The 25494-nt window shown below is 48.0% G+C and carries 20 protein-coding genes; 5 read left to right on the forward strand and 15 right to left on the reverse strand.

Going from position 1 to position 25494, the window contains the following annotated elements; all coding sequences use genetic code 11:
- Positions 1–74: 74 nt before the first annotated feature.
- Positions 75–782 carry a TIGR02757 family protein gene (locus tag DXD65_RS10530; protein WP_005826947.1) on the forward strand — a complete coding sequence of 236 codons (708 nt, stop codon included), beginning with the start codon at positions 75–77 and terminating at the stop codon, positions 780–782.
- 4 nt (positions 783–786) lie between these two features.
- Here DXD65_RS10530 and ung read toward each other — a convergent pair whose 3' ends face one another.
- Positions 787–1449: a uracil-DNA glycosylase gene (ung, locus tag DXD65_RS10535; protein WP_005826944.1), complete on the reverse strand. Its 663-nt coding sequence runs from the start codon at positions 1447–1449 to the stop codon at positions 787–789.
- A gap of 213 nt (positions 1450–1662) precedes the next feature.
- Here ung and DXD65_RS10540 point away from each other — a divergent pair, with 213 nt between their 5' ends.
- On the forward strand, positions 1663–2013 hold the full coding sequence (locus DXD65_RS10540) for a winged helix-turn-helix transcriptional regulator (protein ID WP_005832992.1): 351 nt from the start codon (positions 1663–1665) through the stop codon (positions 2011–2013).
- 169 nt (positions 2014–2182) lie between these two features.
- On the opposite strand, the gene DXD65_RS10545 is transcribed toward DXD65_RS10540, so the two are convergent.
- Positions 2183–2476 (reverse strand): YtxH domain-containing protein, encoded by a 294-nt coding sequence (locus tag DXD65_RS10545; RefSeq protein WP_005826938.1) that lies wholly within the window; start codon positions 2474–2476, stop codon positions 2183–2185.
- A gap of 166 nt (positions 2477–2642) precedes the next feature.
- Between DXD65_RS10545 and DXD65_RS10550 the strand changes: the two genes are divergently transcribed.
- A complete protein-coding gene (locus tag DXD65_RS10550; RefSeq protein WP_005826936.1) occupies positions 2643–2918 on the forward strand; it encodes a putative quinol monooxygenase in 276 nt (91 codons plus the stop codon).
- Between the two features lie 78 nt (positions 2919–2996).
- On the forward strand, positions 2997–4856 hold the full coding sequence (locus tag DXD65_RS10555) for an SLC13 family permease (protein ID WP_005826934.1): 1860 nt from the start codon (positions 2997–2999) through the stop codon (positions 4854–4856).
- 147 nt (positions 4857–5003) lie between these two features.
- On the opposite strand, the gene DXD65_RS10560 is transcribed toward DXD65_RS10555, so the two are convergent.
- The 13 genes from DXD65_RS10560 to DXD65_RS10620 form a co-directional block, all read right to left on the reverse strand.
- Positions 5004–7355 carry a TIM-barrel domain-containing protein gene (locus DXD65_RS10560; protein WP_182295785.1) on the reverse strand — a complete coding sequence of 784 codons (2352 nt, stop codon included), beginning with the start codon at positions 7353–7355 and terminating at the stop codon, positions 5004–5006.
- An 85-nt stretch (positions 7356–7440) separates the two neighbouring features.
- Complete coding sequence (locus DXD65_RS10565; protein WP_005826931.1) at positions 7441–9747, reverse strand: helix-turn-helix domain-containing protein; 2307 nt, start codon at positions 9745–9747, stop codon at positions 7441–7443.
- A 2-nt stretch (positions 9748–9749) separates the two neighbouring features.
- A complete protein-coding gene (locus DXD65_RS10570; protein WP_117588452.1) occupies positions 9750–10955 on the reverse strand; it encodes an ABC transporter permease in 1206 nt (401 codons plus the stop codon).
- 11 nt (positions 10956–10966) lie between these two features.
- Positions 10967–11611 (reverse strand): ATP-binding cassette domain-containing protein, encoded by a 645-nt coding sequence (locus tag DXD65_RS10575; RefSeq protein ID WP_117588453.1) that lies wholly within the window; start codon positions 11609–11611, stop codon positions 10967–10969.
- Positions 11612–11652: 41 nt separating this feature from the next.
- Complete coding sequence (locus DXD65_RS10580; protein WP_005826925.1) at positions 11653–13206, reverse strand: DUF4836 family protein; 1554 nt, start codon at positions 13204–13206, stop codon at positions 11653–11655.
- A 22-nt stretch (positions 13207–13228) separates the two neighbouring features.
- Complete coding sequence (locus DXD65_RS10585) at positions 13229–13927, reverse strand: 16S rRNA (uracil(1498)-N(3))-methyltransferase (RefSeq protein ID WP_005826923.1); 699 nt, start codon at positions 13925–13927, stop codon at positions 13229–13231.
- A gap of 1 nt (position 13928) precedes the next feature.
- Positions 13929–14513, reverse strand: coding sequence for a bifunctional nuclease domain-containing protein (locus tag DXD65_RS10590; RefSeq protein ID WP_005826921.1), 585 nt, complete (start codon positions 14511–14513; stop codon positions 13929–13931).
- Positions 14514–14539: 26 nt separating this feature from the next.
- Positions 14540–15796 (reverse strand): nucleoside permease, encoded by a 1257-nt coding sequence (locus tag DXD65_RS10595; protein WP_005826918.1) that lies wholly within the window; start codon positions 15794–15796, stop codon positions 14540–14542.
- Between the two features lie 314 nt (positions 15797–16110).
- The gene (locus tag DXD65_RS10600) at positions 16111–17292 is read right to left on the reverse strand and encodes a class I SAM-dependent rRNA methyltransferase (RefSeq protein WP_117887616.1); all 1182 of its coding nucleotides are present in this window, start codon (positions 17290–17292) and stop codon (positions 16111–16113) included.
- A gap of 45 nt (positions 17293–17337) precedes the next feature.
- Positions 17338–17961: a 3'-5' exonuclease gene (locus DXD65_RS10605; protein WP_008665187.1), complete on the reverse strand. Its 624-nt coding sequence runs from the start codon at positions 17959–17961 to the stop codon at positions 17338–17340.
- A gap of 3 nt (positions 17962–17964) precedes the next feature.
- Positions 17965–18519 carry a DUF5063 domain-containing protein gene (locus DXD65_RS10610; protein ID WP_008665189.1) on the reverse strand — a complete coding sequence of 185 codons (555 nt, stop codon included), beginning with the start codon at positions 18517–18519 and terminating at the stop codon, positions 17965–17967.
- A gap of 64 nt (positions 18520–18583) precedes the next feature.
- Positions 18584–20674 (reverse strand): BT4734/BF3469 family protein, encoded by a 2091-nt coding sequence (locus DXD65_RS10615; protein ID WP_008665191.1) that lies wholly within the window; start codon positions 20672–20674, stop codon positions 18584–18586.
- 89 nt (positions 20675–20763) lie between these two features.
- Positions 20764–23583: a glycoside hydrolase gene (locus DXD65_RS10620; RefSeq protein WP_117887617.1), complete on the reverse strand. Its 2820-nt coding sequence runs from the start codon at positions 23581–23583 to the stop codon at positions 20764–20766.
- Between the two features lie 201 nt (positions 23584–23784).
- On the opposite strand from DXD65_RS10620, the gene DXD65_RS10625 reads away from it, so the two are divergent.
- Positions 23785–25365 carry a hypothetical protein gene (locus DXD65_RS10625; protein ID WP_119958731.1) on the forward strand — a complete coding sequence of 527 codons (1581 nt, stop codon included), beginning with the start codon at positions 23785–23787 and terminating at the stop codon, positions 25363–25365.
- Positions 25366–25494 lie beyond the last annotated feature (129 nt).

Raw genomic sequence — 25494 nt, forward strand, 5'->3', positions numbered from 1 at the left:
TCGTGCAAGCATGAAAGTTTTGCATTCGATTTGCAATATCTTTGCATTTCAGATGAAAAAACAAATGCTTGCAGATGACCGAGGAGATTAAAAGACAACTTTGGGAGTGGGCGGCGGCCTATCATTGCGCCGGCTTCATTCAGAACGACCCCGTACAGTTTCCACATCGCTATGAACGGAAGCAGGATATTGAAATCAGTGGGCTGCTGACTGCCATCATGAGTTTCGGCAACCGTAAACAGATATTGAAAAAGGCTGAAGAGTTGCATAGGTTGATGGGGGTATCACCTCATCAATACGTGTTGTCCTGCCGATGGAAGAATGACTTCCCTGCTACGGACAGAAGCTGTTTTTACCGAATGCTTTCTTATGCTGACTTTCATTCCTATTTCAGGCGTTTGCATGCTGCCTATTCTGCTTTTGACAGTCTGGAGGATGCCTTATGTACGTATGCCGGTAATCCGATGGAAAGGTTATGTGCATTTTTGGAAGTCTCGGCAAAGAGCCCCCAAAAGAAACTGAACATGTTTTTGCGCTGGATGATAAGGAAAGGTCCGGAAGTGGATTTTGGTATTTGGGAGAGATTTGATTGCAGGGACCTGATTGTGCCTTTGGACACGCATGTCTGCCGTGTGGCCTATGCTTTGGGACTCACCGAGACAGAAACATTTTCTTTGAAGAATGCCCGCCGGATTACTGAAGCTCTGGCAGAGGCCTTTCCGGACGACCCGTGCCTGGGGGACTTTGCTTTGTTTGGAAGCGGAGTCAGCGGAGTATTGTAGCGTGTTACCAGTCAATTTCTTGTATCCCTCTGCTCCGTAAGAAATCGTTGGCTTTACTGAAGTGCCTGCAACCGAAGAATCCGTATTCGGCAGAACGTGGGGACGGATGGACGGTAGTCAGAATCAAGTGTCTGCTGCTATTGATTAAAGCGGCTTTTTCTTTGGCGTACGCTCCCCAAAGCATGAATACAAGATTCTCCCGTTCATCACTCAGTTTCTTGATAACAGCGTCTGTGAAGATTTCCCATCCCATGTTCCGGTGCGAGCCGGTTTCGTGGGCACGTACTGTGAGGACGGAATTCATAGGAAACACGCCTTGCGCTACCCAACGGTCCAGATTTCCGGAAGTCGGAATGGGCTTTCCCAGGTCCTGATGTATTTCCTTGAATATGTTTGCCAGAGAACCGGGAATGGCTACTCCTTTCGGTACGGAAAAGCAGACTCCATAATACTGACCGGGATTAGGATAAGGGTCTTGTCCGAGTATGACGACTTTCACTTTCTCGAACGGGCAAGAGTTGAAGACGTGGAAAATTTGATGGCCGGGAGGTAGCACGTTGGCATGTCCATACTCACTTTTTACAAATGCTACCAGCTTCTCAAAATAAGGTTTGTCAAACTCCTCTTGTAGGCGTTTTCTCCAGCTTTCTTCTATTTTTACGTTCATAAGAGTCTTGCAGTTACATATGAATAGGAAACGATGTTGCAAAAATACAAATAATCCGGATGAGGCAGATGCATTTACGAGTATAAAGAATGTTTTAATTATCGTATGAAACGATAGTTATTTTGAGTAAGTTTATTACTTTTGTGGTGCAATGCCGGACACTAAGCATAGAGTCGCCATTGCTGAGGTTGAACTGATTGGTAAAATAAAGGAATGGAAAATTTTCATCGTATGGATGCTTGTCCGGTACGGGATGTACTGAGCAGGTTGGGAGACAAATGGACAATGCTTGTGCTGGTCACACTGAAAGCGAATGGAACGATGCGTTTTTGCGATATACAGAAAACCATAGGGGATATTTCCCAGCGGATGCTGACGGTTACATTGCGCTCATTGGAGACGGACGGGCTGATTGTCAGGAAAGTCTATGCGGAAGTTCCTCCCCGTGTGGAGTATAACCTTACAGAAATCGGATGTAGCCTGATGCCGCATATTGAATCTTTGGTAGGATGGGCATTGGAGCATATGAATGATATTTTGAATCGGCGCAGTCTGCAGAACTGATGGGTCGATATGCAAAGAGGGTGTGTCGAAACTGGTATTCACCACAGATTACACAGATTTGCACAGATAAGCATCTTTGATTATCAGTAGATTAAGCTCATTCTGTGTTAATCCGTGTAATCTGTGGTGAATTTTGACACACCCCTTCAGAAGTTTCCAAGTGCTTGTTTTATTTCTTAGCATCGGCAAAATTGTGAACCTTGTTTTTCAGATTGTCAGCTTTCTCTGCGGCCTCATGGGCCTCATGGGCCATCTTGTCTGCTACTTTGGTGCCAACGTGCAATGCTTCTTCTTCAGCAGTGTTGATGAACTCCTTGGCTTCGCCATTTGCTTTGTGGATGGCACGGCATATGGCATCTTCCAGCTTTTTAGCTTTCTCCGTACGGGAGAAGTGGTAGGCCAATGCACCGGCAACCGAACCTATTCCCAGTCCGATCCAGAAATTAGAATCTTTACATTTCATAATCAAGTCAGTTTTTAATAGTTAAAGTTAGAATCAATTCTGATGAGACAACATACTTGCCAAAGATTGGTTCATCCGGCGGGAAAGGAATTAATAACAATTTACTTTTGTTGGTGGAGATATTTATTCTGCTTAAATTTGCGATGCACTTAAAATTTATACAAGTATGATTAGATTAAATGTTTTTATTCAGGTAAGTGCGGAGAACCGTGCCGCAGTATTGGAATCTGCCAAAGAACTGGTCGCATATTCCTTGAAGGACAATGGATGCATTGCTTATGATGTGTTTGAGAGCGCCACTCGCAGCGATGTTCTTATGATTTGTGAAACATGGAAAGATGCAGAGTCATTGTCTGCCCATGAAAAAGCAGACCATTTTGTGGCCCTGGTGCCCAAAATCCAGGGGCTGGCTGCCATGAAGTTGGAAAAATTCGAGTTCTGAATCAGTAATTTGAGGTAGTAAGGGGTTGTGTGATCATGCGTAAATAAGTATATTTGTGCATTCTTAATATACATATTTATGCTGATTACCCTTATTATCCTTGTTCTCTCCGCTGCCTTTTTTGTAGCAGGCAAAGTCCGTTCGGACATTGTGGCGCTTTGTGCGCTGATTGGTTTATTGATATTTCAGATTCTTACTCCTGAAGAGGCCCTTTCCGGCTTCTCCAACTCGGTGGTGATTATGATGGTGGGCTTGTTCGTTGTGGGCGGCGCCATTTTTCAGACCGGGCTGGCTAAAATGATAAGTTCGCGCATTTTAAAGCTGGCAGGCAAGAGCGAGCTGAAACTCTTCTTGCTGGTGATGCTGGTTACCTCTGCCATTGGTGCTTTTGTGAGCAATACGGGAACGGTGGCTTTGATGCTGCCTATCGTGGTGAGCTTGGCGCTGAGTGCCGGAATGAATCCCAGCCGTCTATTGATGCCTTTGGCTTTTGCCAGCAGTATGGGCGGTATGATGACACTTATCGGTACGCCTCCTAACTTGGTCATTCAGAATACATTGACGGGAGCGGGCTTTGAACCGCTGTCTTTCTTCTCCTTCTTGCCGGTGGGCATTGTGTGCGTGATAGTGGGAACTTTGGTTTTAATGCCTCTGACCAAATGGTTTCTCTCCAAGAAAGGCAAAAAGAATGACGGAACATTGTCGGGTAAATCATTGGACCAACTGGTACAGGAGTACGGACTTTCCAGCAACCTGTTCCGTTTGAGGGCTGTCAATGATTCCCGTCTGATAGGAAAAACCATCATAGACCTGGATGTACGCCGCAAGTATGGTCTGAATATCATTGAAGTACGGCGTGTAGACTCTTCCCAACATAGATTCCTGAAAACTATTACCCAGAAATTGGCATCACCCGATACGACTATTTGGGTGGGCGACGTGCTTTACATTACGGGAGAGGTGTCGAACGTAAATCGTTTTGCTGAAGACTTTTTAATGGAAATGCTCGACGGGCATACCACTGAAGAAGCCTCCAAAGCCGACAAGTCCCTTGACTTTTATGACATCGGAATTGCCGAAATCGTGTTGATGCCCTCTTCCAATATTGTGAACCGGACGGTGAAGGAAGCGGGGTTCCGTGATAAATTTAATGTAAATGTATTGGGCATCCGTCGTAAGAAGGAATATATATTACGTGAATTGGGACGTGAGCGTATGCATAGTGGCGATGTTTTGCTGGTGCAGGGTGCGTGGCAGGACATCGCACGGATAAGCAGGGAAGATTCCGATTGGGTGGTATTGGGGCAGCCTTTGGCAGAAGCCGCCAAAGTGACGCTGGATTATAAAGCGCCCATAGCTGCCGCTATCATGGTGCTGATGGTTGCCATGATGGTCTTCGACTTTATTCCCGTGGCCCCGGTGACAGCGGTGATGATTGCCGGCTTGCTGATGGTGCTGACGGGATGTTTCAGGAATGTGGAAGCCGCCTATAAAACGATAAACTGGGAAACGATTGTGCTCTTTGCAGCCATGCTCCCCATGTCTCTTGCACTCGAAAAAACCGGTGCCTCGGAATATATATCCAACAGTCTTGTGAGCGGATTGGGCAGTTATGGTCCTATTGTGTTGATGGCAGGTATCTATTTCACCACTTCATTGATGACCATGTTCATCAGCAATACGGTGACGGCAGTGCTGATGGCCCCTATTGCTCTTCAAAGTGCGGTTCAGATTGGAGTAAGTCCCGTTCCGTTCTTGTTTGCCGTGACGGTTGCGGCAAGCATGTGTTTCGCTTCTCCATTCTCTACACCGCCCAATGCACTGGTGATGCCGGCAGGACAATATACATTCATGGATTATATAAAAGTGGGGCTCCCGTTGCAGATTATTATGGGAGTGGTGATGGTATTTGTGTTGCCGTTGCTGTTTCCTTTTTAATAAAGTATATGACCACTTCATTATGCTGTAATATTAGGCGCGGATTACGTGGAATAACGCGGACTATGCAAATTGAATTCTTGAAATCTGCGTAATCCGCGCCTAAAAAATAGTAAGGTAGTTTTGACACGTTCCTCCTTTTTACTGTTACAGCTTTATACTTTTTTTCTTTCCTGCATAGCTTATTGTCTTTCCGCCTTTCATCGGCCGGTCTCCCGTACCGGAGTTCTGACCGACCAGAACAACCTTGAACTTGCGGCTTTTCAGCATACCCGGAAAACTGCCTTCCCGCTCTTCTATTGTCAGGCGACGAGCCTTGTCGTCCCAATGGAAGCGGATGGTGGAATAAGCTCCCTTTTCGTAGTTGTAGTTGTCATTTTCGTCCTCGTAGAGGGTGAATGTGCCGTCGGCACCCGGATAGATGCGTATCTCCAGATTGTCCCAATTCTTTTCGGCGGAATACTGTACTTTGGGACCGAACGGCAGGATACTGCCGGCTTTTACATAGACGGGCAGAATCTCTTTCGATACACAGCGGTTCAAGGTCTGTCCGCCCTGCTGTTTTTCGTTACTCCAGAAGTCCCACCAGTCTGCGCCTTGAGGAAGGTAAACCGACCATTCCGTCACTTCCGGCCGGGTGACCGGTGCTACCAGTAGGGAGCGTCCGAAAAGAAATTCGCCGCCAACTTCATGTGTTTTAGAATCTGCTGCAAAATCCATTACTAAAGGACGCATGAATGTACCGTCATTGTGGGACACATCCCAGGAAGTGCTGTAAATGTAGGGCAGAAGGCGATAGCGCAGATTAATCATCTTCTCCTGGGCATCGAAACACCACTCGCCACGCTTGCCGAAGTTCCAGATTTCACGGGGCAACTCCGTACCGTGCGAACGCATCATCGGGCAGAAAGTGCCGAACTGCATCCAGCGTACATACAGTTCTTGGTATTTGGGGTTCTTGGCTCCCCCTTCTTGGTTCCAGCGTCCGGCAAAGAAGCCGCCTATGTCACTGTTCCAGTTCGGAATGCCCATTAAGGTGTAGTTCAGTGCGGCAGGAATCTGTTTCTCCAGCATGTCCCAAGTGGAGGTCACGTCACCACTCCAGGTGTTGCAGCCGTAACGTTGTTGTCCGATAAATCCGGAACGGGTTAGGATGACAACGCGTTTGTCTTTGCTCAAAGCCTTTTGATGCGAGGCTATTCCGCTGTTGTGCATCAGTGAGTAGGCGTTCTTTACACTTCGGTAAGATCCCAAGTGAGTGGGGAGGTCATAGTCCGATTCTTGTCGGTTGATATGGTCGGGCTCTGTAGAATCGAGCCACCAGCCGTCGTTGCCGATGTAACTGAAAATGCCTTTATTCAGATATTTCCAATAAATATCCCTTGCTTCGGGATTGTAGACGTCGTAGGGGCGTGCGCCACTTTGTGGAGGCCAGGTATCAAAATTGATAATCATGCCTTTGGCATCCAGCTCCTTGCGTTGCTCTGTGTGGGTGCCAAAGCCGGGCCATGCCACAATCATCAGCTTGGCATTCAGCTTGTGTATTTCGTCGGCCCACTTCTTGGGGTTGGGAAAGCGTTCAGGGTCAAAGCTGTGTGAGTTCCACGCACTGTCCGTCTTCTGATATTCGGGCCAGTAGCGCCAGTCTTGAATCATACAGTCAATGGGAATTTGTAGTTCGCGATACTTCTTCAAGACATTCAGGCTTTCTTCCTGCGTATGATAGCGCTCCTTGCTTTGGAAGAAACCGTATGCCCACAGTGGAAGCATGGGGGAGTGTCCCGTCAAGTCGCGCACCTGGGCGATGATGCCGTCGGCGTTTCCGCCATACATGAAATAATAGTCCGCACAGTGTCCCAGGCTCTGGAAAGCGAGTTCCTGCGGAGTATCCATGAATTCTGAAATGGAGTAGTTGTCCCAATATACGGCATAGCCTTTCACGGGCGACATGAAATAAGGAGAATAGGTGAACATGTTCTCGTTCTGCATGTGGTGCATGGAGTTGCGGCGGTTGAATTTGCCGTCCATCACTTGTCCTACTCCGTAGATGGGTTCGTCTTTATCCAATAGGAAAGAGCCCCTTACTTGATAGGAGGGAGTGCCGGCATCATTCTTATCGGCAAAAGAGGTGCCGTAGTCCTTGTCTTTCAGCAGATCGTTGCCGGCGATGGTATGGAAACTGATGCCTCCGGTTGCCGGATTGACAAGAACTTTCAATATAGAAGATTTCAGCACGGTTTGTCCTGCTTCCTCCGAAAAGTCCACTTTGACCGTTTCGGGTGATTTGACCACTACCAGACTTTCTTTGTTGTAGGGTTTGCCTTCGGGAGTTTTGTAAACCCGCACAATGGAAGGCGAATAGAATTCCACACGGATGTCCATTCCTTGTGTGGTGCATTTCATTCCTTGAGGTGTGCGCTCTGTGTTCTGGGCGGCACACAAGTTTGCAAGCATGGTTGCACAAGTCAGCACGAAGCCGGCTCTTTTCATAAAATTCATTTTCATGGTTCTTTTAAAATTATGCTGCAAAAGTAGCCTTGAATCCCCTTTAGGTGGCAACAATCTTGTTGAAACGGAACAACACTCAAGTTGATTTCTGCATTTTCTCCGCATATTCCGAGGGACGGCAGCCGTACATTTCCTGGAAACATTTGCTGAGATAGCTGGAACTGCTGAAGCCGGTACGCTCTGCGATTTCCGTAATGCTGAGGCTGCCTTCCAGGATGAGTTGTGCCGCACGTTGCAAGCGGATGTTGCGGATGAAGAGGCTGGGGGACTGGTCGAGCATGGCTACCAGTTTCCGGTAAAGTCCGGTGCGTTCCATACACAAGTCGCGGCTTAGCTGCTCTACGGAGTAGCCGGGTACATGCAGGTTCTTTTCCACCAGTTCGATAGCTTTTGTCAGGAAAACAGATTCGGATGCGTCTTGCTTGTTTTCTGTTTGGTGAGGTTCGGTATGGCTATGTACACAAGTTATGTTTTTTCCTTCCGGTGATTTCTTTTGTTCCGCTTCATAACGGTTGCACTGCTCTATCAAGTTGCGGATGCGGAGCAAAAGGATTTCTTCTTTGTGTTTCCGTTCCATCTCCTTCCGGGTGCGGTGTATGTAGAGGCGGATGCTTGCCGCAATGATGGCGATTGACAAGACTATATAGATGACGTATGCAACGCCGGTTTTCCACCAGGGAGCATGGACTGTTAGGCTTATCCGGGCCGTTTGCTCTTCATTCCAATGCTTTCCATCGTTAGAGGCCATTACCTTGAAGGTGTAGCTTCCCGGTGGCAAGTTGGTATAGGGAGCTTGGAGAATGCCGTTGCTCTGCTTCATGTTGCCGGCGGTTACCCATTGTGCGTCGATACCTTCCAGCTGATAGCGGTAATGGGTGTGCTCGCGGTTGAAGTAATTCAATGCGGAGAACTCGAGAGTAAGGAAGTTCTGGCTGTGGCTCAATGATATTTCTTTCACATAAGGAGAGGCTTCGGGTAGTATAGTCCGGTTTTCATAGCTTCTGCCCGGGAGGATGCATTCTCCATGCACATGGATTGCCGTGAAAACCGGTGGATAGGGCAGACTGGAAGATGGGGGCTCCGGATTGGGGGAAAAGATGTTGCATCCGTCGGCGTCTCCGAAATAGAGCGTTCCGTCATGTGACACGAATGCCGCTTCCGAACCGTATTCCCCTTGTAGCTCTTTGGGCAGGGTGGATGCTTCTACCGGTATGAGTATCCGGTTGCCGTCTTCCTGCAGGTCGAGCTTATAGATAGCTGTCCGGTCCTTTATGAATATGTTGCCGTCCCGGTCTTCCGTAAAGTTTGCTACGGCTGTATTTCTTTCAAGTGATAGGGGGAAATCCTTCTTGTCTATGTGGATGTGCTTATATAAGGCCGGATGGTAGTACAGCAATCCTCTGTTGAATGTTCCGAGCCATAAAGCTCCTTGCCGGTCCTGGAAAATCGTACTGATTTCTGTAGCAAGGACGTTGCCCTTTCGGGTCCTCAAGGTGGGCATGTAGTGGCGTGTCCTCTTTTCGGGGTCAATAATCCAAAAGCCACGGATGCAGCTGATGTATGCTTTCTCATCTGCGGAGATCATCAGTGTATTGAGGGTATACTCTGTTTCCATCAGCTTCTCCCATGCTCGCTTATGGAGGTCGAAATGGAAAAATCCTCCTTTAGAGCCGTTGCGCAGTTGATAGAACCCGTTTTTTCCTCTGAGTATGAGGGAGGTGTTTTGGAACTTCTCTTGTTCCGTCCGGGGATATGCGGCAATGTCATACTGTTGTTTTCCGTTTTTTACATCATAGCACACGATTTCTCCCGTGTCATGGAACAGATACAGAGATTCTTCGTCTGCAGTCAGGTCTTGTATTGTTCCTCGGCCTTCAGACAGTTTCAATCGGAAGGAAAGTTCCGGCTGTAACAGCTCGCCATGGCTGATTACCCAGACGAGCCCCCGTTCGTCCGCAAACAAATCCTCTATGGGATGCTGCATACCTTTCTGTTGAAAGACGGAGTCCAGGTTGGCAATGTATCGCTCGTTATGGAGATTGATGCACATCAGCCGTTGGTAATCCTTTATCCACAAGAGGGAATCACCGCTCAGATAGACATGGTAGAAGCCCTTGTATTGTTTCAGCGGATATATATATTCGGGGGTAGGCTGCAGAGAGGTGAAGTTGGCTCCATCATACAGATTGACGTTCTGGGTGGTGGTAAATACCATTCTTCCGTCCGGAAGTTGGAGGATATAGCGTATCTGGTTATCACTCAGACCGTGCGAGGTGTCAATGGAAGTGAATAGAAAGTCATTGGCAGAGATGGGAAATGCCATGCTGAGACATAATACCAACACTACCATGAACTTTATATCTGTTGGATGGATTTTTCCCATCTTTATTTTCCCCCTTTCCAGATACTGATAATTTTTTTGCCTATTGCCAAAATATTCAGCAGTGATACAGCAAAAAATAATAGGCAACCGGTCAATATGCATGGAAGCAGTGAACCGCTCTCCAGTTGCGGGAAGAGGTTTTGGACTACTTCTATATAGTAACTGCGTACCCATGCCACGCAGCCGATGGCGAGGAGCAGTACCAGTACATTCAGCCCTACTGTCAGTATATAATAAGGCGTGGCTACCCGCGTCGGGCTATATCCTATCAGCAGCAGGTTTTCCAGTTTTACCGTATTCTTTTGGAGAAGCAGGAAGATGCTCAGCATCAGGATGTAGAATGACAGAATGCTGATGAACAGTCCTACTCCCATGACAATAGCTGTAATGAGGCGCAGGAAATAAGTTGTCTTTCCGGCATCCAGATTGTTGCCTTCGGTTTCGTAATTCTTTTGCTGGAAATAGTCGGTGATGGCTGTGTCGGTAGGATTCTTCACTTCCACAATAAGTCGGGACGGTTCAGCTTCTTTTTCCGGTGCAAAATTCTTGTTGGCCCAGTCCATGAAGGATTGGGGGACGAGAATGGTATTCAGCCGGTTGGAGAATCCTACAATGTTGCCTTTATATTGTTCCACACGTCCGTTGCCCCGCATCATGATATCCATCTGTACCAGACTCATCAAACCTTCGGAGAGTTTCGGCAGACTCCGGCTTTGTGCAAAGCCAAAGTTATAGAGGTTCAGATAATTGCGCGGAATGATGATGGGGATTACCCGGGCATCTTCGTCAAAATGCCATTTCTCCAGACTGACATCCACATATTCGTCGGGTACAGACTCGAAAAACATCTCCGTTGACAAGCGGATACCGGCTTCCTGCATACCGAGTCCGGCAGAAACCTTGAACAGGGAAGGAGTGAACGCGCCTACCCCCTTAGTAAAAGGTTGGGCTTTCAGGTCCTTTATCTCATCTTTGGAGAAGGTATTGCTTTTCCCGGCAAAGCTGCCCAAAGTACTGATTTTCTTGGTAGCAATGATATAATCCTTCTTCATGAAACTGTCCCCTTCCGTAAAAACGGGAAGGACATCACGATAGAATTGTACGCTCAGCAATACAATCATCATGCCGAAGAGATTGGCGAGGAAAAAGCCTGCCAACTGTCCGACACTGATGTGCTGGCGGAGAAGTTTCCAAACAAGTCGGTTCATATTAGCCACATTTATAATTGATAAATTTCATCATAATCCAATTCCAGATGTTTGCCGATGGAAGTCACTATGATTCCCGCTCCTTGGCGGCTGGCTTCTTCTGTCAGCAGCCTGCCCATGATTGTTCCGTTCTCGTCATCCAGATGGCTGACGGGTTCGTCCAGGAAGATGAAGTCGAAAGGCTGGCAGAGGCTGCGGATAAAAGCGACTCTTTGTTGCTGGCCGAAAGATAGCTTCCCGGCTTTTTCGTTTACCTTGTCGGCAATGCCGATTGCCTCGAATAGGGTAAGGACTTCTTTCCTTTTTTTGAAGTTGGTAAGCCGGTTCTTCAGTTGTATGTTCTCGATGGCGGTAAGTTCGGGAAAGATACGCAACTCCTGAAAAAGAATGCTGAGGGAGTGTTTGCGTATATCTATCCAGTCATTGACGGAGAGTGAACGGATATTGCGCTCATCAAAGTTGATGATTCCCTGATAATCGTTGCGGTAACCGTAAACATAGCTGCAAAGCGATGATTTTCCGGTGCCCGAAGCGGCTTCTATGAGATAACGTTTCCCTTTGTGGAACGTAATGTCCCGATGCCATACGTCTGAGGTAATGGCATCACGGTCGGCAAACACTTGAGGTAGTGTTTGCCGTAGGTGAATCCTATTCATGAGTGGTATTAATCCTTAATCTCTAATCCTTAATCCTTAAATTACATTCCTGCAAACTGCTTGATAAAGTCCACAATCTGTTTCAGTGCATTAACATTCTTGTTCTTCAGCTGCAGGGTGACGGTTGCCTTGTCCTCGTTGCCGACAGCTTCCAGATACGAGATATTGCCGAGCAGCGAGTAATAGGTGCTATACTCTTGTCCGCCAAATCCAGCTAGCATTTTTACAACGGGCAGGTCAAGTACGGCTTCCGCATTGATGACAAAGGCTGTGCGCTTGCCTTTCAGACTGGAAGCGAAGTCCGTCTCTTTGGCAGACGGGTCAGCGGTCTTGCATGCATTCTTATACAGCAGTTCGTCATTGGTGGCGTACATCTGTTTGTCTCGTATGCCGAAGAATATGTTGATAGCGCGTGATTTATAGACATATTCATTCTCATTCAATTTCACGATGTCTTCGCCGCGTTTCAGTCCCAGTTCGGACTTTTTCTCATAAAGGGCTTTCAAGGGAGCGTCGTTCTTTACGCTGGCATAGGCCAGGAAAGAAGGATTGCTGTTCATGGTTACATTGATAAGGCCTATGGTCAGGTCGTTGTGGAAAGCACTGAACAAGTCTTTTACTTCAGCGGCTTTGGTAATGGAGAAATCGTTGCGGAACTGCTCATTCTCTTGCAGCACATTGTAGAACTCTTCTCCATTGATACCTATGCTGAATAGCGCCAGGGTAGATTTTGGGAAATACTTCAAGAACGTGTTTTCGATGGGACAAGTACTTTTGATTTGCTTTTCGAAAAGTGCTTTCAATTCTGTGTTCTCGGTATAGCTCTCTACTTTCAGTTCTATTTTCCCTTTTTCGAAGGAGAGACTTCCCAGCATCTTCAAGTCTTTCAGGTCGATATTGTGGGATATTCCGTAATTCAGCGGATTGGCATATGCACTCAGCAGGCTGGAAGGAGAGATGAGCATATTGATGTCTCCATCCTGCTTTTGCATTTTCTTGAAAGCGGTGTTGCTGTTGATGCTGTTTTCTCCGGTCTGTTTCAGCAAGGCGGGAATTCCTTCTTTGACTTTTTCCAGTTGTGATGTGCCGGTGTAGTTCACCACCATAAGCGTGGTAGGAGTGAAAGCGAGCAATGCCCGCTTGTTGATTTGTGCAAAACTGTAACCGTCCGCTTCTGCCACATGGCTGATTATCTGTTCTTTCTCCGTAACTTCCAGAAGCTTCAGCAAATCATCCTCACTTTGAACCTTGGCTACCATGGTGGTGTAGGGGAACGAGGGAGCGTTGAAGACATAAATCGGCGCATTGACGTCCACTCCCGATTTGGCAGGGTCTTTCAGTACAGCCTCCAATTGTTGGAAAGTAGCTGCATTCATATCGCTTTTCAAGGCATCTGTCAGCTTTTGCAGTGCTTCTTTAGTCTCTTTATCTTTGGTACCGGCCTTGTCTGCCAATGATTTTAAATTGACAGCGATGACTTGCGAGGCATCGGAAGGAATAACGTTGGTGTATTCTGGCTTTTTGGACGAACAAGCGCTTATCAGCACGATGAGCATTGCCAGTACTGAGAAGTGGAAGAATAGGTTCTTTTTCATATAGTTTTTGTTTTAGTGAGTATCATTGATTCTGTAAATTGAGGATGTGGCAGGCAACCAGTGCCGCCGTCTCTGTACGCAACCTTGATTTTCCCAAGCTGATGGGGATAAAACCGTTTTCCGTCGCCTTCCGGACTTCCTCTTCGCTGAAGTCTCCTTCAGGACCGATTAGTACGAGGGCATCCTCTCCGGGATGTACCATATCCTTCAAAAGCGGTTTTTCGCCTTCATAACAGTGGGCGATGAATTTCTGACCCGGAAAAGGCTGTGTGATGAACTTGTTGAAGTCTGTCATTTCATTCAGTTGGGGCAGGCGTGCCTTGAGCGACTGCTTGATGGCGGAAACCAGAATTTTGGAGATGCGCTCCGTCTTGATGACTTTCCGTTCCGAGAAACGGCAGTTCAGGAATGTCAGTTCGTCAAACCCAATTTCCGTCGCTTTCTCGGCAAACCACTCTGTGCGGTCCATATTCTTGGTAGGCGCCATGGCAATGTGCAGATGACCTTTCCACAAGGGGGCTTGCGGAAGGGTTTCCAGGATATTCACCAGACAGCGCTTGTTTGTAGCCGTACTGATTTCGGCACGATAAAAGCAGCCTTTTCCGTCTGTCAACATGACCTCGTCTCCAGCCTGCAAGCGCAAGACGCGTACGGCGTGTGCGGCTTCCTCTTCGGGCAGCTCTGCGTGGGCTTGTATGTCGGGGGTATAGAATACGTGCATATTACAAATTGTTCTTGAGTTGGTTAATCTGGTCTCTTAGCTGTGCGGCACGTTCATAGTCCTCTTCATCGACTGCTTTTTGCAGGGCCGTTTTCAGTATGCCTATCGTGTCTTCCTGCAGCAGTTCGTCTTTGTCCGGTTCGCTGCCTTCCATCGGGTCGATGGAACCTTCGACGGTTTTCAGACATTCTGCTTCGAGGATGTCTTCGTAGACAAAGATAGGGGCATTCATGCGCAATGCCAGGGCAACTGCGTCGCTGGTACGCGCGTCAATCCGGAGAATGGTTTCTTCGGCTTTCATATAAAGGTAAGAGTAAAATACTCCGTTGTCTACTTTATAGATAAGAATACGCATCAGTTTTACACCCAGCACTTCAAGGACGGAAGCAAATAGGTTATGGGTCAGCGGGCGGGGCGGTACAATACCTTTCATCTCGATGACCATAGCTTGTGCTTCGGTGGCACCTATAATAATCGGAAGCTGGCGTTCGCCACCCACTTCACCCAGTACCAAGGCATAGGCACCCGCTTGCGCCTGGCTGTTGGAAATGTTTAGTACTTGTAGTTCTATCTTTTTCTTATTCATACCTATTAAATCAACCTGATTCTCAATCAGTTTTTCTCTATTTTCTCCGGATTATGTTTATAGCGGAATACTATTCCAAATAACAGACCAATGACTAAGGCATATCCTGCAAAGATAAACCATACCGGTGTCCAGTCGCGGCTTACCAGTCCTCCACCTTCGGCATATACCGAGAAGGCATCTACCACGGCTCCGCTGGCATAGCCTCCGATGATGGCTCCCACACCGTTCGTCATCATAAAGAACAAGCCTTGTGCGCTGGCGCGGATACTGGGATGTGCCTCCATTTCTGTAAACAGCGAGCCCGATACATTGAAAAAGTCAAATGCCATACCGTAGACAATCATTGAGAGAATGAGCATCCAGAGTCCGCTTCCCGGGTCTCCGAGGGCGAAGAGCCCGAAACGGAATACCCATGCAAACATACTAATTAACATAACACGCTTGATTCCGAAATGTTTTAGGAAGAAGGGGATGGCAAGGATAAACAACGTCTCACTCATTTGCGAGATGGAGAGCAGGATGACGGAGTGTTTCACACCGAACGAATCTGCATATTCCGGTATGGAAGCAAACGAACCCAGGAAAAGGTCACCATAGGTGTTTGTTATTTGAAGGGCGGCTCCCAGCAACATGGAGAATAGGAAGAAGATAGCCATCTTCTTGCGCTTGAACAGCACCAGTGCGTCCAGTCCGAAAGCGGAGAGCATCGTTTTTCCTTCGCTGCGCATGGGGGGGCAGGCAGGCAGGGTGAAGGCGTAAAGCCCCAGCATGGCTGCCGAGATGGCTGCCACATAGAGCTGTGCCGAACTTGCCTTGAACCCGGTAAGGTCCACAGCCCACATGGCACAGATAAAGCCTACCGTTCCCCATACACGGATGGGAGGGAAGTCTTTTATCAAATCCATCTTATATTTTTCCAATGCATTGTAGGATACGGTGTTGGCCAGAGATAGTGTAGGCATGTAAACAAGCATGTTGAGCAGCATGGCCCAGTACATGTGGTTGTATGTGGTGGCAGTTGAAGCATAAATCAGAGCACCGGCACCGATGAGGTGGAGTATGCCATAAAGGCGTTCGGCGTTTATCCATTTGTCGGCGATGATACCGGTCAGTCCGGGCATTATCAGTGAGGCTATACCCATGGTTGCAAAGATTGCTCCGATTTGTCCGCCTTCAAAATGTAACGTACCGCCCATGTAACCACCTAATGAAATCAGCCATGCTCCCCAAACGAAGAATTGCAGGAATTGCATGGCAGTGAGTCGGAATTTGATGCTCATAATATTAGCTTTTTATATTTTAAATTATGTAATAGATGCAAATGTACAATGAGACTAGGAGAAAAACAAGTTCTGTACGGCTTTTTCTTCAACGAAAGAGATTAATGAGGGATGGATTTTGGGAAGGAATGTATTATAAAAAAAGAAGGGTATCTATCCCAGACACCCAATCTTTATTAACCTTAAATCTAATACCATGAAAAACACAGTGCAAATATACACGGTTTATGTTATATAACATGCTGTTTTGGCGTATTTCTGCTTTTTATTAACTCTATTTAAGAAAAGCAGGCTAACAAAGCCTGCTTTTTCCTTTATTCTACATATAGAACCAGTCCTTTCAGGTATTCCCCTTCCGGATGATAGATGCTGACCGGGTGGTCGGCAGGTTGCGTCAGTTGGTGCAGGATGCGTACGCTGCGGCCGGACATGGCAGCGGCTGTGAACACGGCGGTGCGGAAGTTTTCTTTGCTGACGGCTTGCGAACACGAGAATGTGAAGAGGATGCCGCCGGGCTTGATTTTCTCGAAAGCCTTGACGTTCAGTTTGCGGTAGCCTTGCAGGGCATTGCGCAGAGCATCGCGGTGCTTGGCAAAAGCAGGAGGGTCAAGAACTATCAGGTCGTATTGGTCGCCCATGCGGTCAAGGTATTTGAAGGCATCTTCTGCATAGGCGGCATGGCGGGTGTCACCCGGGAAGTTCAGTTCGATGTTCTTGTTGGTCAAGTCGATGGCTTTGGCGGAGCTGTCCACGGAATGTACCAGTTTGGCGTCTCCACGCATAGCATATACGGAGAAGCCGCCGGTATAGCAGAACATATTCAGTACGCTGCGGCCTTTGGCATAACGTTCCAGTAGCGAACGGTTCTCGCGTTGGTCTACGAAGAAACCGGTCTTTTGGCCTTTCAGCCAGTCGATGTGGAACTTCAGGCCGTACTCCATGGCTACATTGTCCGTGCTACCGCCTTTCAAGAAACCATTCTCCGGATAGAGGTCGGCCTTGAAGGGAAGGGTCGTCTCCGATTTGTAATAGATATTGTCAATCTGGTTGCCCATCACTTCGGTAAGGGCATCGGCAATGGCCATGCGGTCGAGGTGCATGCCGGCAGAATGTGCCTGCATCACTGCGGTGCGGGCATAAATGTCGATAACAAGCCCCGGCAGGTTGTCTCCCTCCCCGTGCACCAGGCGATAGGTGTTGTTTGTCGGGTTTCCGGCTATGCCGATACTGCGGCGCATGTCGTATGCTATGCTGAGTTTGCGTTTCCAGAAGTCCGCATTGATTTCTTCTTCTTGACGGAAGGTCAGTACGCGTACGGCGATACTGCCAATCTGAAAATGCCCTTTGGCTATGAATTCCTTTTTGGACGTGTAGATTTCAACAACTTCCCCTTCTTCGGGCTCTCCGTCGAAATGTGCGATGGCGCCGGAAAACACCCACGGGTGAAAACGCTTTAATGACTCCTCTTTATTGGGTTTAAGGTATACTTTGTACATATATATATATATAATGTGATTAATGTGGTAATCTGATAATGTGCATCACATTACCACATTATTATTGGCTTCTATCTCAAAATCTCCTGTCCGTTTCAGTTCTTGCAGCCTGTTGTAGATGTTGAGGCATGCCCAAGCATCGGTGGCGGCATACAGTTTCTGCGGTTCGGTCAAGGTTTCGGCTTCCCAGTTGGAAAGGCGCTGGCTTTTCGAAATCTTTTCCCCGAAGAGGATGGCGTATATCTTCTGCAGGCTTTTGTCCTGGATGCCGAAAGCGCGGACATATTCCTGCAATTCGATGCAGGCATGCTGTTCGAAGGGCGCGCGTTTGTGCAGCATCATGAAGTCGTCCCGCAAGGAAAGGCCTACTTTCGTTACGCTTGGGTTTTCCAGCAATGTGATAACCGGCAGAGTCAGTCCCGTCAGGTTGAGGCGGAACAGAAAGCAATGTTCCTCTGAGGAAATCTGCAGCAGGGCCACCTTGTGTATCTGTCCTTTTGTGAACGATGGACGGGTTTCGCTGTCTATGCCCAGCAACGGGCAGGACTTCAGATAGGCGACTGCCTTCTCCGCTTCCCACGGTGTCTGTACGACATGTATCTGTCCCGGAAAGGCGGCTTTGGGCAGGTCTTTCACTGTTTCTTTATCTATTGTTCTTTTGATAACCATAATTTAATATTCAAAGTCTGCGGTTTCCTCCTCTTCATCCTCGCCTTGCGCATACTTCACCTCGTGCAGGGCACGCAGGGTGTTGACAAGCTTTTGTCCCCAATGGAGGCGGAAGTTTTCCTGGCAGATGGCAAGCGAATCGTTCATCGTCTCGTTGAAACCCAGCTGGAATACGAAGATAAAGTCCTTGATGTCCTGGTATATGTCGGCCAAGTCTTCGGAAATGTTCCTGGTGATGGGCTGGTCACTATACTTCATGTCGGATACGAATACGTCCAGGTAGTCGTCTTTCTCGGCCAGGATATTGGCGAGGTTCATGCGGAGTACCTCATAGGTCTCTTCGGTGACGAATGTTTCCGGCGCCTCGTCTCCTATGGTTTCGCACTCGGGCAGCATGGAGGCCTTCAGGTAGAGCAGCGGAAGTATTTTTAAGGAGGTATCGACGAACGCGGAACGTTTCACCCCTTCCGCTTGTTCCAGAAACTTGCAAAACTCGGCGGCTACGGTCACAAACTCTACGGCATTCCGGTCGAATATCACTTGACTTTCTTTTTTCATATCTTCTTGATTTGAAACGCAAAGATAGCGCAAACCGAAAGTAGAAGCAAATTAATTGGCAGGATTATTCTTTTTTCACTACATGATATTCTGTTCCTCTTGTCTTCCGGCGGCTGCTGATGCCCAGTTTGTGGAGTGCACGTCCGAACAGAGCCACTTTATTGATGGACAGCCGGTCTTTGGTCTTGGTTTGCAAGAAGGAGAGAATCTCCATAGGGGTCATCCAGTCTCCTTCCTCTTCATTTTCGGCGGGATGGAAGTGGCAGAGGAAGAGCTGTTCCAACGGTGTGGGCTGTTCAAACTCCCGGTTGGTCTGTTTCAAGATGGCTTCGTCGGAATCGTCCAGCCAGTAGCGTTCACCTTTGGCTATGGCATCCATGGCTTGTGCGTAGAGTTGCCGGTAGTTGATGGTGACATTGGTATGGATGGGGCCGGTGACTTCGATGCAGATGAAACGGCGGCTGCCGCTGGGGTCTGTCAGCAGGTCTTTCTGGTTGCTGGTGGCTATAAAGGAGGCGTAGCGTCTTATTTCCTGGATGGCGGTGCCGTAAGGCTTGCGCAGGTTTGCCACGGGTTTCTGCAGCAGATGCTTTAGAAAACCTTGCTGATTGACGCTGATTTGGTCGAATTCGTCGATGTTTATCAGGAAAAAGCGGCCGAGGCTCCGCTCTGCGTCCTGCTTGCTTTTGAAGTCGATACTGTCGGTATATCCGAAGCGCAGTTCGGGTGGCAGCAGGATGCGGCAGAAGGTACTTTTACGATAGCCTTGGGCTCCGACCAGTAGGGGAGACGTGTTGTTTCCATGCTGACGGTCGATGTTTTGCCAGTGCGCCGTCATGCTGAGAAACCAGCGGTAGAAGAGTTCCCGCCAGTACGGATTGTTGCAGGGGACGAGGTCGGCCAATGCGCGGATACGGTCCTTGCCGTCCCAATGTCCGGTGCTGTTCAGATATTCTTCGATGGGGTTGTACAAGGGAATGGCGTCCGAGTTGAGGTAGCGTGCCACATCTCTGTCCCATACGCTGATTCCTTCTTTCAGGGCATTCTGTCCGATACTGCTTCTTACCCGCTGGTCGGCAGGGCGGAAATGGAAGTGTATGGAGTCCCGTTGGCGGAATTCCAATTCTCCCAGCACGGTGTTCCAGCGGAACTCATAGCGTCTGTTCATGAATTCTTCCAGGCGGAAGGCGGTGATTTGGTCGCGGGTCATGCTGCTACGGGTGCCGAAGCCTTTGCATTCGCGGTAGAGGTTGTGCAGGGTCATGCGCACCAGTTGTTCATCCGCTTCGCGGTAGTAGTGCATCATGACTTGACGTACTGCCTCTTCTTCGGGAATGCCGGCTTTGTAGCAATGCCTGGCAAGCAGGTAGAGCAGGGGGCGAAGGTCATCGCCCCGTTTCCAGTTTTCCAGCTCTTCGAAGGTACGGTTCAGGGCGGCTTCGAAGAGGATGGAGAAGGTTTGGGAGGCCGGATAGCCGGGGGCAATGCGCATCAGCGGGTTTGCTTCGGTCTGTTTCCGTTGGCCGAAGGTGGGCTCGTCGGGCACGGACAAAGGCTGTTCCAGACAGAAAGGGACGGCAGACGGATTGTAATAGGGACGGTCATCGAGCGTCATGCGGCAGCTTTGCTCCACGGCAGGTTCTTTCAGTGTGACGGGGTAGGGGAGCAGGGGCTGATAACAGTTTACGGCGAGCCGGTAGGCAGCGGTATGAAACAGCCTGATTTTTTCTTCCTGCCTGGGGCGCGAACCGTCGGGGGTGGCAAACAGTACCCATATTTTTACGCTTCGTCCGCTGCTTCCGCAAAAGGCGGCAAAAGTTTGTGGCAGCAGGGCCGCCTGGCGCTTTACTTGCTCCACTTCCACGGCATTGGCCAGGTGGTTGACTTCAATCTGTACCAGTCCGTTGTAGGTTTTCAGGTATCTTTCCCCCTCTTTGCTGCGGGCATATTCTGCGGCAGGGCAGATGCGTGGCAGTTTGTCTATGCAGGGGTAGTGTCCGTTGCTTCCGGTGATGTGGGGAATGAGGCTGCGCAAGGCGGATATGTGTCCGGCTTTGTTCTCGGTTTTCATCTTCTCCATCAAGGTGTCGCTGGGCCATGTGCTGAATGTCTCTTTGCCGGTTTCACGAGCGGTGCGTATAAGGGTAAGTTTCATGGGGTGCTTGCTGTATTAAAGTCCGCAAAGCTACTGAAAAATGACGGGACAGCCGAGGAAAAGTGGAATTATGATGAAACTTCTCATATTTATTCCGGCTGTACGTCGTAATCCGACTGGTTTTTCACGCCGACAATGTCTTGCTTCCTCACCTCGGTTGTTAATATGTGCTGCAACTGCTGTGAGGTCAGCGTCTCGGTGGGAGAGAACTCAGCCGACTTCATATAGCTTAAAATGGCATTGCGCAGCTGACCTCCTTCCGGAGTGTGGCGAATTGCTTCGAGGTTGCTCATACAAACCAATACCTTACCGTTGTCTACGGCAAATTCGAACAGCAAGCCTAACTTGTGGTTCCGTTCCACATTGTCTACTACTTGGATAAGCGGCTTGTATTCGTGGCGTGTAGCGTTCAGAATAAAGGGGCGGGCATGGCGTACGATGCTCCACCATTGCCAGTTGCTATGGCACTCGGTGGGGAACTGCCGGAACAAGGGATGTTTCTCGTCCATCAGCAAGGAGAGGGTGCCCGGCGAAACTTCGCGGCCGGCGTTTTCCGAAATGCTTTTGAACATGGCATAGTTCCAGTAGTCAGGAGTAAAAAGTCCACCTACACTCTGTTCTTCAATGGCTTTGTGGTCGGGTATAAGCAGTATCTTCCCTCCTTGGCTCAGTCTCTTTCGCGCCTCGTCATCCAAGGACTGACAGATGAAGATGTCCGCTTCGCTTTCCGGTGTCCGGTCGGGGTATACCCATAAGTTATAATAGTTATGATAATTCCCGGTGGTCAGTGTCAGTCGCAATTGGGCAGGCTTGTCTATTTCGGTAAGGGTGCTTTTCAACTCGCCCACCTGCATTACTTTTCCTTGCTCTACATGGGCGGGGACTTTGCCTTCGCGAACAAAAGTTACGCTGTCACTCAGGCTTTCCAGACGCCAGCATAATGCATCAGACCATGGTTGCTCTTCGTAATTTGTCAGGGCGAGTCCTATGTTCAGCTCTTCTTTGTTGCTGTAACAGTAGGTGTCCATAAGCGCCAGCGGTACCACCGGAGCACAAAAGCCGCGGAATGTTTCGGGAGTGACAATGCCTTTGCTGTCCATGAAAGCATCCAGAATGCCTACCAGTGCCGAGCCTTGTCCGGGAAAGTCTTGAAGGTCGAGCATCTGGAATCCACCTAAACCGGCAGTGCGCAGGCCGTATTCAATATCAGCCTTGTAGCATTCGACGGCAAACCGGCCGGTGGCCTGATGGAATGCGTCAATCTGGTTCTGCAGTCCATTTTCATTGAGCCGGTCACGGAATATCTCCAAGTTATATGGATGCAATACGCCGGTGTATTTCTCCAACTCCTTGTAGTCGGGATAAATTTGGAACTGTCCGGTTTCGTGACTGATGACCGGTCGGGGAGATTTCGCTATGGCAGCAGTATAATCCGCACGGGTATTGGGACGGGTGTTGTTCAAGATACCTCCCTTTTCGGCATCGACAAAGGCAAACGAACTGCGTACGTGCGTTGTATAGCCTTCGCCTCCTCCTACCCGGCAGGTTGTCAGATAATCTTCACCGTCTATGGCACCTCCCCAACCCAGGAAGTTGTTGGAACCGAGCGAATAGAGATGGCGGTTGTCATGTTTTCTGAATCCGTCCAGCCAATTGCGCATCAGGTCAACGTCGCCACCCAACTCGTTGCCCAGTCCCAACATGGTGAATGAGGGGTGATTGCCCATGTAGTCGAGGGTCATATAGGCTTCGTTCAGCAAGAAGTCATTCAGGCGATGGTTGTCCGGTGAAATGCTTCCCCATAAAGGCAACTCGGCCTGGAAATAGATACCCTCGATGTCGGCAGCGGCAAAAGCGGCGCGGGGCGGGGTGTAGGAATGGCAACGGTAGTAGTTGATGCCATAACTCTTGGCTGTCTGAAAAACTTTTCGCCAGGACTTTACATCCATCGGCGCATATCCGGTAAGTGGGAATACGCAAGCGTCGTGTTTGCCGCGCAAGAAGGTCTTGAAGTCGTTTATGGTGAACTGAGTACCTTCGGTGGCAAAGTCGCGCATACCGAAATCTGTTATTATATTGTCTTTACCCTCGTTTGTGGCAAGGGTCACGTTCAGTGCATAAAGTGTGGGGTGGAATTCGCTCCATGTCTGCATCCGGTTGCCCATGTCGAGCGTCAGTTCTATCTTATTTTCACCTTTGCTTAAGCCGACTTGTTTTTCCATGTCCAGTAACAGGCGTTCTTGTTGGGTGTTCCACGTCTTGGCAGAAAGGGTCACTACGCCCGATTGCTCCGAATCGCTGTATATGTTTACATGGATGCGGGCCTTTTTCTCCTTTACAGACGGGTAGACTTGTACCTGCTCGAGATAGGTGTGTGGGGTCGCTTCGATGTAGAAATCGCCCAGAATGCCGTTCCAGTTGGTTTGTGTGCCGTCGGTCCAGGCATGCGAGCTTTGGATTTCGGCTGGTACGGAGCTGGGGGAATTGTCAATGCGTATCTTTATATGGTGGCTGCCGGGTGCCAAGGCCGGCAGGCTATAGCAGTGAGGTGCATAGATATGTCCCAACGTGCCGACGCTGTCCCCGTCTATCCAGAGAGTACTGGGCTTTGTACGTTCCATGAAGAGTATCAGGCGTTTCCCTTCCATCTGTACGGGAATTTCAACATCTTTTTCATATTCTACGATGCCGGAGTAGGGATAAGTCCGTGTCAACTGGGAGGTTACATTGGTGGGATGCCTGCCGTCTCCCAACTTGTTTTCATCCGTCGTACCGGGCAATGTGCAGTTCCCTAATGAACTGTTCCAATTTCCTGATAAATCGATTCGTTCTCTTATTGTCTGGAATTCTTTTTTGTCTGTACATGATGCCAGACATGCCAATAAGCATAATACAATGAAATTTCTCATAAACTACCTGTTTTTCATGGCCGGTGATTGATTGACCGGTTGCAAATATAGGGCATTGCTCCCGTCTCTCTGTATACAAAATGTTTCCAATTATGTGACGGGATGTTTTTTTATTGCTATCTTCATGCTTGATATTAGTGTTGTTGAGTGTTCGTCATTATAGATGAGGATTTTTATATCATGTAATTTGTTTCTGTCTTTATGAATAAAGAATTGAAAATCAGTGATAAATCACCTTTTGAGAAAATAAGGAAGTTTGATGGGCAAGGACGGTCATACTGGACTTCGAGGGAATTGTGCGCTGCTTTGGGGTATAGTACGTACCAGAAATTTTCCGTTCCATTGGCAAAAGCCATGAGGTCTGCCGAAGCGGATGGTATAAATGTGGATGAGCATTTTAACCTGATGGTTGAAATGGTTGGGGTAGGCTCTGGTGCGCGTAGGAGCGTGGAAAACTATCACCTTACGCGGGAGGCTTGCATCTTTATAGCGAGGCAGGTCTATGCTAAAAAGAAAGAAGTGCAGGCAGCCCTTGAATATTTTTCCAGTGTTAGCATTGATTTTGATGGGGCCGAATGTGATGTGAACTGTCAGGAGGTTGTCTCTGAGATGGAGAAAGATAAAATCAGAGAGAGGAACCGGGAGCATTGGAAAAGGTTAAATGACGAAGCTTCAGAGTTTTATAAAAAGAAGATGAGGCTGCTGGATGAAGTGGAGGATTTTAAAGCGGATGCTTCTTTTCATGGGAACAAGGCTCCACATCACATGATGTACAAGCTGGGGACATTGTACAGTAAGGATGGATGCAGAGGGTATGAATTTCTGATAGAATATGATGTGTATGAACCGGTTGTCGGCATTTATTATGGATGTAAGGGGCTGATTCTTGATGGGAATGATGAAGATGGGGAAAAAATGTTCAATGAAGAATGGAAAGATATTCGTTATTATGTTACTGCTGTTCTTGAAAATACATTTCCGGGGAAATCTTTCACTCATCGCTTTAAGCCTACAAATAATGCGAACAACCATACTTATTGGCCCTTTTGGATTACTCTTCATGAAGATGAGGATATTGTGGAGGTGGGTGCAAGGGCGGTTCGTCTTATAAGAAGTGTATATGAGGGGTATCTTGAAAATGAAGATGTTGAGGCTCTGAGAAAACGTTCTGACTCCCGGAAAGAGTCTCAAAAAGAGGATAAGATACGTTTCTCTGCTGATGTTAACTTTACAAAAGAGGCATATCAGGAACTGCTTGAAAAGATAGGCCGAATGTCGAAAAAGGGAAAGGGGAAGACAAATAAAAAATTGTTTGAGAAGCTGCTGGAAAAGGCCACTGAAAGTGGATACTTAACAAAAGAAAAACACTATGAGGCAGCGTGGCGGATAGTAGGAAACGGAGATGTGAAAGAGCGAGATTTCCAGAAGAAAACTAATAAACAATTTGTCTATGTGATTATACTTCTTCTGGGGTATATGCAATTTTATTTGAAAACATTAGATACTTCTAAGTGTGGTAAAGAAAATAATAGAATAGTGGCTGTTTCACCTCCTTACACGCATATCAACAAGATTCTGATGACAATGAACGGCAGATCTTTCGGGGCAACACTAAGAAAGGTGTGTACAAAGGGCGATGCTACATCTATAATAATAAATGCATGGAAAATATTGCAAACTCTATTAGACCTGCCAAAGGACGCGTGGAGAATCGTAAATGATACATTGAACTTTCCTGACTGGCAATGGGAAGAATTTAAAAAGAACATGAGGAATGGATAAAGAGGTTGATTGCCTTTTTTGTAGACGTCTATTTCGTGCTTGATTCTTCCCCCATATTTTTGCAATCGTTAATGCTAACGGTTGCTTTTTGTTTTTATAGGCAGAGGGCGCCATAATATAAACTTTAAA

The organism is Bacteroides sp. 4_1_36, from assembly GCF_003466325.1.
In the GTDB taxonomy this organism is placed as follows: Bacteria; Bacteroidota; Bacteroidia; order Bacteroidales; family Bacteroidaceae; genus Bacteroides; species Bacteroides uniformis.